The following is a 1,111-nucleotide window of genomic DNA, read 5'->3' as shown; positions in this document are numbered from 1 at the left end:
TGCTGGTGCGTCAGTTCCCCGTCGGGGCCCGAAGCTGGAACCGTTGCTTTTGTCTGATGACGAGCGGACGGTGTTGGAAAGATGGCTGCGTCGGGCGACATCGGCCCAGGCTCTGGCCCTGCGAGCACGGATTGTGCTGGCGTGCGCGGGGCCCGAGGTGCCGGCGATCGTCGCGGTCGCCCGTGATCTGCGGGTGACCGCGGACACCGTCCGCAAGTGGCGGCGGCGTTTCCTCGCCGAGCGGCTGGACGGGCTGGCTGATGAGCCGAGGCCGGGCCGCCCGCCCACCATCAGCGTCGACCAGGTGGAGGCGGTCGTGGTCAGCACGCTGGAACAGGTGCCGAAGAACGCCACCCACTGGTCGCGGACATCGATGGCCGAGCACAGTGGTCTGTCGAAGTCGACCGTGGGCCGGATCTGGCGGCAGTTCCAGCTCAAGCCGCACCTGGCGGACACCTTCAAGCTGTCAACGGACCCCTTGTTCGTGGAAAAGGTCTATGACGTCGTCGGGCTCTACTTCAACCCGCCCGAGGGTGCGGTGGTGCTGTCGGTGGACGAGAAGTCGCAGATCCAGGCGCTGGACCGGTCCCAGCCGGTGCTGCCGATAATGCCGGGCATGCCCGAGAGGCGCACCCACGACTACGTCCGCAACGGCCTGACCACCTTGTTCGCCGCGTTCGATGTCGCCACGGGCGAAGTCATCACAGCCCTGCACCGCCGGCACCGGGCCGTGGAGTTCAAGAAGTTCCTGATCCGGATCGACAAGGAGGTGCCCGCTCACCTGCAGGTCCACCTGATCGTGGACAACTACGGCACCCACAAGACGCCGGCGATCAAGGCCTGGCTGGCCAAACACCCCAGGTTCGAGCTGCACTTCACCCCGACCGGCTCGTCCTGGATCAACCAGGCCGAGCGGTGGTTCGGCTACCTCGCCCACCAGAAGATCCGCCGCGGCGCACACAAGAACATCCAGACTCTGGAAGCCGACATCCGGGCCTGGGTCAAAGACTGGAACCACGACCCCAAGCCCTTCATCTGGACCAAGACAGCCGAAGAAATCCTCGACTCCCTCGCCCGCTTCTGCCGACGGATCTCTGGCGCAGGACACTAG

Annotated in this window: 1 protein-coding gene; it reads left to right on the top strand. The window is 66.0% G+C overall.

Going from position 1 to position 1,111, the window contains the following annotated elements; all coding sequences use genetic code 11:
• Positions 1-34: 34 nt before the first annotated feature.
• The gene (locus ACFWBT_RS43110; RefSeq protein ID WP_385710342.1) at positions 35-1,111 is read left to right on the top strand and encodes an IS630 family transposase; all 1,077 of its coding nucleotides are present in this window, start codon (positions 35-37) and stop codon (positions 1,109-1,111) included.

This window comes from Streptomyces sp. NPDC060027 (assembly GCF_042737005.1).
In the GTDB taxonomy this organism is placed as follows: Bacteria; Actinomycetota; Actinomycetes; order Streptomycetales; family Streptomycetaceae; genus Streptomyces.
The sequence above is the reverse complement of the archived record's forward strand: the minus strand, read 5'-3'. Positions and strand labels throughout refer to the sequence as shown.